This window comes from bacterium, assembly GCA_026414725.1.
Taxonomy (GTDB): Bacteria; Ratteibacteria; UBA8468; order B48-G9; family JAFGKM01; genus JAAYXZ01.
The window spans coordinates 302-6,493 of the sequence record JAOAIL010000034.1 but is presented as its reverse complement, the minus strand read 5'-3'; the positions used below and the strand labels follow the sequence as shown (position 1 = coordinate 6,493).

The following is a 6,192-nucleotide window of genomic DNA, read 5'->3' as shown; positions in this document are numbered from 1 at the left end:
GGTGTAAAGTCATCTAATTCTTTTTGTTTAACTGCTTCAGGGTCATAACGATAAACCCCCTTTTTAACCTTTACTAAAAAACCTGTTTCATGAAGATTTCTAATTGACCGCCAAGTATCTCTCGGTTTCTTATTATGAAGTTTTATATATTGTTCTTCTACCCAGTCAACAACTGTACCATGTGGCATATCTTCGTTAGGATGTGCCTTAAAATATTCAATTAGTAAATCTTTAATTGTTTTTTGTTTTTTTTCCACTTTAAGTGAAGTTTAATTGGTTTATTTTTGCCTCGTTTTCTAATCTTTTGATTGCTAAATCGCAATAAGTTTTATCAATTTCTACACCAATACCTTTTCTGTTAGTCAAATAAGAAGCAATGAGAGTAGTTCCACTACCTAAAAATGGATCCAGTACAGTATCTCCTACGAAACTAAAAAGTTTTATGCATCTAAAAGGTAATTCTATGGGAAAAGGTGCTGGATGTCCTACCCGTTTTTTACTCTCTCCGGAGAAATTCCAAATGCCACTTGTCCAGTTCATAAATTCCTTTTTAGTAATATCACTTTTCTTATTTTCACTCTTTTTTTTCCAAAACTTCTTATACAAAATTAAGATAACTTCAACAGGTGCTATTACATAGGGAGCAGAGGCAGACATAAAAGAACCCCATGCAGTTCTTCTTGATATATTTCCTTCATTCCATATTATTGTGGAGTGATATTTCCAGCCAATCTCCTTTGCAATTTGTGTAATATCAGCATAAACCGATTGTTGTCCCCCTTTGTTTTTATCCAAGGGTATATTAAGACAGAAACGTCCATCTTCTTTTGCTAACTTATAGGCCTTTTCAAGCCAATGCTTTGTAAATTCTAAATAATCTTCATATTTTAAATTGTCAGAATGAGTATTGTAATGAATATCTATGTTGTAAGGAGGAGAAGTTATAATCAAGTCAATTGAATTTGCAGGAATATCGGTAATAGTTAAGAAATTATCATTATATATTACAATATTTTTCGCTTCAAAATAGGGTTTCTTAATAGATAATTTTATGGCTTGGTTATATACTAATATATCTGCCGAATCTTTAATTTTCATATTTATATAATACTTATCATCTTTTAAATAGTCAAACTATATTCCGTCCACTGCTTACTTAGGGGAATCCCAGTGCAGGAACCGGAATATACCCAAAAAGTCGGGGCGCTCGGATTTGAACCGAGGACCTCATGGTCCCAAACCATGCGCGCTAAGCCGGACTGCGCTACGCCCCGAAAATTTTTATTTTTTTATTATACCACTATAAAAAAGACCTGTAAAAATCGTATTATCAATTGAAGAAGGTTTTGTAGAAATACAGATGTACGGAGATTTCAAAACTACCCGTATTTATAAGCGGCCTCAAGCATAGCAACGATATTTTCCGGTGGAACATTTGCCTGGATATTATGTATCTGGTTAAAAACATAGCCACTGCCCTGTTTAAAAATTTCCATCCGCTCTTTAACATGCTGTTCAATTTCATCAGGTGTTCCATTCCCTAAAACCTTTTGTGTATCACAGCCGCCACCCCAGAAGACAAGTTTCTTTCCGAATTCCTTTTTAAGCCGTACAGGGTCCATATTTGCCGCAGATGTCTGGACAGGATTAAGAATGTCAACACCGGCTTCAATAATGTGCGGAATGAGATGATAGATTGAACCACAGCAGTGGAAGAATGTCTTCCATTTAGTATTCTGGTGAATCCAGTCGCATAATTTTTTGTAGTGCGGTTTAATCATCTCAGCCCATAAATCAGGATGGATAAATTCTCCCTTCTGTGTTCCACTATCATCAGCAGCAATTCCCCAGGCAAAACAGTAATCGCCAACTGCTTCTTTTATCAGTTTAAGACAACTGATAGATGCTTCAACTGATTTATCCATCATTTCATGACAGAGATTTTTTTCGGTTAAAAGCATCATCATCCATTCTGTTGGATTTCCCTGTGTAACATTCTCTTTCTTGCTGGTAATTAAACTCAACCCTAAAAAACAGACCCCCAATCCCCATCCTAAAATAGCATATTCAGTATTTTCATAAAGATATTTACCATACTGATGTAGCATTTCTAACTGTTCATCTGGTATGGTGGTAGTAGGATTGAAATTTTCGGGTTTAAATGCACCCTGCCCAAAACTGGTATCATCAAAATAGAAGCCACCTTTAGGCATACGATAAGAGGTAGGAGAACCATCAGGGTTGAGTAAAACCCAGTCCCCATTTTGTTCCTCTTTAATCTTTGTCCCTGGGGGGAATAATGCTGTCTCTCCATTAAAAAGTTTCATTGGAATCCAGTCATCTTCCTTTGCTGTTGACCACCAGATTGCGCTATCTAAATCCAGAGGTACAATATCTATATGAAACCTCTGCCTTATCTCTTCCTCTACCATAGCGAGCATAAATTTTGCGTCAAGAATTTTTGTAGGGTTTTTCAGCCCTATGTACTGTTTAAGACGGTTATAGGCATAGACACTTATCCCGCTGGCTTTCATACCTCCGAGGTCAATGGGTACACGGTCAATTGGCTGAAAGTTTACTGCTCTTTCAACTCTCTCTCGTGATGTCATATTTCCTCCTTCTTTTTTTATTATTCTATCATATTTCTTTAAAACGATGGAACACCTGAGTGTGCTTTATCTCTTATGTTAAAGATAGAAAGAAAAATCCTGCCCATATGAGGGGGAGATACCTGAATTACCTTCTCCCTATAGGGGGAGAAGGTTTAAGGATGAGGGGGAAAAGTACAGCGAAGGTCTCACCCTCACCCATACCCTCTCCCTTCAAGGGCGAGGGGAAAAGAAAAATCCCTCCCCATATAAGGGGGGAGGAAGAAGGTGGGGGTTTAAAGTAGAGGTAAGATTTCACCCTCCCTTATTCCCCTCCCCTCTGAGGTAGGGGAGAATTAACAGCCCCTCTAAGGGAGAGGGGAAATTAGAAAGATTGACGGGGTGGAGAAAAAAAGGTAAGATATGGTATGATGAGAAAAGGATATATATTACTTTTCTTTATATTCTTCACATCTTTTCTTTATGCACATCTTTGTGATAATGTCTTCAGACAGGCGAATTCACTTATAGTAAAACCAGAAACATATTCTCTTGTTGTTAAGGATAGAACCTCCTTTAAGATATTTCTCCAGAATAATATGGATAGGGGTATTGCTGAGATAAGTTTAATCCCTGAAAGCCCTGCATTTGACTTTGAGGTTACACCCAAAAAGATGTCAATCCCTAAGGATAGACAGGTATATTTTGAAGTAACACTTATTCCAAAATCCGGTATAAGAACAGGTAACTATCCTGTGAAGTTCCGTCTTGTTGGAGGGGGAAGAGAATTTAAATCATTTACACTTGAAGGACTTGCAGAAGCAGCGAACAGAGAGAAAAGTACTGACCTGAGTAAATTGCCTGTGGTAAAGTCTACCTACACCTCCCCTGTAATAGATGGTTCCTTTAATGATGAATGCTGGAAGGCATCTACTATACTTTCCAATTTCTGTTCTCTAAAAGGACCAGAAGCAATTTATAAAACATGGGTTATGATGACATTTGACAGGAATAATCTTTACATAGGGGTCTTCTGCAGGGATGAGGATGTAGAAAAACTTTCTTCTGAAGACCGTGTAGAGATAATTATCTCACCAGCAGGAAATGGCAATGGTTTCATTATGTCTTTTTCTCCTTCTGGTACACCAATATATAAGAAATATGATTCAGCAAAACAGGTCTCTCAGTGGGATGCATCAGAGATAAAGTGGGAAGGGATAAAGAAAGAGACATACTGGTCTATGGAGATTGCCATACCACTTCATCTGATTAAGACACCTAAAGAAAAAGAAGTATGGGATATAAGGATTAATAGAATAAAGGCAAGTGGAAATAAAGAAACAAGTTTCTGGGCTATGGATTCCTCTGGATACCACCAGGAAAAAGAGATGGGGAAGGTTGTCCTCTTACCTTGATGAAAAATATAATTTTATTTATTTTTTTTCTCACAGGAATTTCTTTAACTATAGCAGGGGAAAATCTATATGTGGATTTTTCTTATCCTGCTGTAAAAGGTGATTTTTATATAAGTGGAAAGATGTCTTTCCCTCCGGGAACAGTAAATTCTGAGGATAATATCTGTGTAATAGATATTAATACAAAGGAAGAAATATCTTCAAAAATTACCATTACAGATAACTGGCCTGACGGTTCTGTACTTGAAGCAGAGATATTGTTTCCTGCAAACACAGGAAAGCAGAGAAGGTATGTAATCTCCTATGGTAGTGATGTAAAGAGGAGAAAAAAATTCTCTCAAACAGCAGTACTTCCAATAATAAGTGCTTCTATAGGCAAAACACCGCAGACAAGTGAAACAATAGATATTCCTGTAGGAGAACTTCTTGTGAAGGTAGATAAAAGTCCTGATGTAAGATATTACTGGTACGTTGTGCCTATGGGGCTGATTATATTTTTAACTTTATACAGGGCAGTGAAGAATACTTAAAAGGGTTCACCCTCACCCTGTAAGAGAGGATGCTACAGATAGTCCTCCCCATATGAGGTGGGAGGAAAAATAGGTGGGGGTGGAAAGTAAAGGAAAATTCTCACCCTCACCCAGCACCCCTCTCCCCTTAAGGGAGAGGGAGAAGGAGGAAGGACAAAAGGAAAGATGAGAAATAAGGTTACTTTTATCAGGAGAATTGTTCAGATAATATCCCTTATCTTGCTTATATATGGTGGTTATATTTTCAAGACACGGCTACATACAGAAACAGGTAAACCGCTATTTCCTGCTCTGAAACCACCTGAAGGTTCTGTATCCACGACCCAGTTTAAACAGGGCTCTATACTCTGGCCTTCAGGAGACAATCCTGTACTTGAAAATTATCCACCATCGCTTGTATGCAGATTTAATCCCAAAGGAGGACTTTTCAAGGCATGCATATTCCACTTTGTTTCTGAAAATCTTACATGGCAAACACACATAAAATATCTACTACCACACTTAACACTGTTTGCTTTTCTATGTTTTCTCTTTGGAAGGATGTGGTGTGGATGGATATGTCCTATTGGTAGTATCGGTGACTTTATTACCTCTATCCGTAAGAAAATGAATATCCCTGCAAAACGGTTTCCTGATGGGTTCAGGTCTGGCTTGCGGTTTTCATCCTACGGGATAATGGGCATTGCTTTTTTTATTTCAGGTCTTATAGGGATGCCTAACTTCGCAAGATTTCAGTGTTACTGGTTCTTACCTTACTGTCAGATATGTCCTGCACGGCTGATATGTCCTGTGTTCGGGTTGATAAAACCAAACTGGAAGGACTTTGAAACCACCATTACTACAATGTTTACACTTCTCGCATGGATTGTTATGGGTATCTTCCTTGCAGCATTTTATTTCGGGAGGCGGATATGGTGCCATCTATGTCCTGTGGGACTTATAAACTCTTTCTTCAATAAAGGGGCAGGGATTGAACTAAAGAAAAAAACAATAAGTTGTAATAAATGTGGTCTCTGTGCTGATGCCTGTCCTATGGGGCTTAAAGAGATGTACGAGAAGAATTCTGATGGTGTTTACAATCAGAATGGTTGTATTATGTGTTTAAGGTGTGTGGAGATATGTCCGAAAGAAGGATGTCTGTCTGCAAACTTCTTCGGGAAAAAGTTCACAGAGTCAAAATTTAAATAGGAGAAAAGTAATATCCTCCTTAAAGATGAGGACTGACATATCCTCCCTATATGAGGGGGGAATATGTAAGGTGTGGATAGAGAGTATTATTCCTTCTCCCCTCGCGGGAGAAGGGAAGGATGAGGGGGAAAGTAAAGGTTCTCACCCTCACCCGTCTTGCCCTGACGGGCTTCGGTCACCCGCCTCACCAACTCGGCGGGCGTGCTATACGGTGCTCCTTACTCGTCGCACCAGCACCCTCCCCCCTCATATGGGGAGGATTTTTCTTTTTTCTCCCCTCCCTTAGAGGGGAGTAAGGGGAGGGTGAGAATCTTTATTATTTTTGAATAACTTTCCTCATTTTTCTTTACCTGTTATGGTATAATATCAAAAACAAAATTAAAATTTTTACTCTTAATCTTATGTGCCTCGCAATTCCTATGAAAGTAGTAAAGGTGGAAGGAGAGAATGCAATTGTGGAGTGTGGTGGTA

General features: G+C 38.4%; 6 protein-coding genes and 1 tRNA gene. 3 read left to right on the top strand and 4 right to left on the bottom strand.

Annotated features, from left to right (window positions below):
* From N3D17_07510 to N3D17_07495, 4 genes are all read right to left on the bottom strand, one after another.
* Positions 1-257: HNH endonuclease (locus N3D17_07510; GenBank protein MCX8083213.1), on the bottom strand; the 257-nt coding region annotated here is incomplete at its 3' end.
* 1 nt (position 258) lies between these two features.
* On the bottom strand, positions 259-1,098 hold the full coding sequence (locus tag N3D17_07505) for a site-specific DNA-methyltransferase (protein ID MCX8083212.1): 840 nt from the start codon (positions 1,096-1,098) through the stop codon (positions 259-261).
* 100 nt (positions 1,099-1,198) lie between these two features.
* Positions 1,199-1,274, bottom strand: a tRNA-Pro gene (locus N3D17_07500).
* A gap of 105 nt (positions 1,275-1,379) precedes the next feature.
* Positions 1,380-2,609, bottom strand: a complete 1,230-nt coding sequence (locus N3D17_07495; GenBank protein ID MCX8083211.1) for a hypothetical protein — start codon at positions 2,607-2,609, stop codon at positions 1,380-1,382.
* A 407-nt stretch (positions 2,610-3,016) separates the two neighbouring features.
* On the opposite strand from N3D17_07495, the gene N3D17_07490 reads away from it, so the two are divergent.
* The 3 genes from N3D17_07490 (at position 3,017) to N3D17_07480 (ending at position 5,721) form a co-directional block, all read left to right on the top strand.
* Positions 3,017-4,003, top strand: coding sequence for a hypothetical protein (locus tag N3D17_07490; GenBank protein ID MCX8083210.1), 987 nt, complete (start codon positions 3,017-3,019; stop codon positions 4,001-4,003).
* Positions 4,003-4,533, top strand: a complete 531-nt coding sequence (locus N3D17_07485) for a hypothetical protein (protein ID MCX8083209.1) — start codon at positions 4,003-4,005, stop codon at positions 4,531-4,533. The genes N3D17_07490 and N3D17_07485 overlap by 1 nt, the downstream gene beginning before the upstream one ends.
* A gap of 165 nt (positions 4,534-4,698) precedes the next feature.
* Positions 4,699-5,721, top strand: a complete 1,023-nt coding sequence (locus N3D17_07480) for a 4Fe-4S binding protein (protein MCX8083208.1) — start codon at positions 4,699-4,701, stop codon at positions 5,719-5,721.
* Positions 5,722-6,192: the final 471 nt, after the last annotated feature.

What these genes read in the sequence shown, in the direction of transcription:
- N3D17_07505 (MCX8083212.1), bottom strand. Translation starts at nt 1,098, where the DNA reads ATGAAAATTAAAGATTCGGCAGATATATTAGTATATAACCAAGCCATA.
- N3D17_07495 (MCX8083211.1), bottom strand. Translation starts at nt 2,609, where the DNA reads ATGACATCACGAGAGAGAGTTGAAAGAGCAGTAAACTTTCAGCCAATT.
- N3D17_07490 (MCX8083210.1), top strand. Translation starts at nt 3,017, where the DNA reads ATGATGAGAAAAGGATATATATTACTTTTCTTTATATTCTTCACATCT.
- N3D17_07485 (MCX8083209.1), top strand. Translation starts at nt 4,003, where the DNA reads ATGAAAAATATAATTTTATTTATTTTTTTTCTCACAGGAATTTCTTTA.
- N3D17_07480 (MCX8083208.1), top strand. Translation starts at nt 4,699, where the DNA reads ATGAGAAATAAGGTTACTTTTATCAGGAGAATTGTTCAGATAATATCC.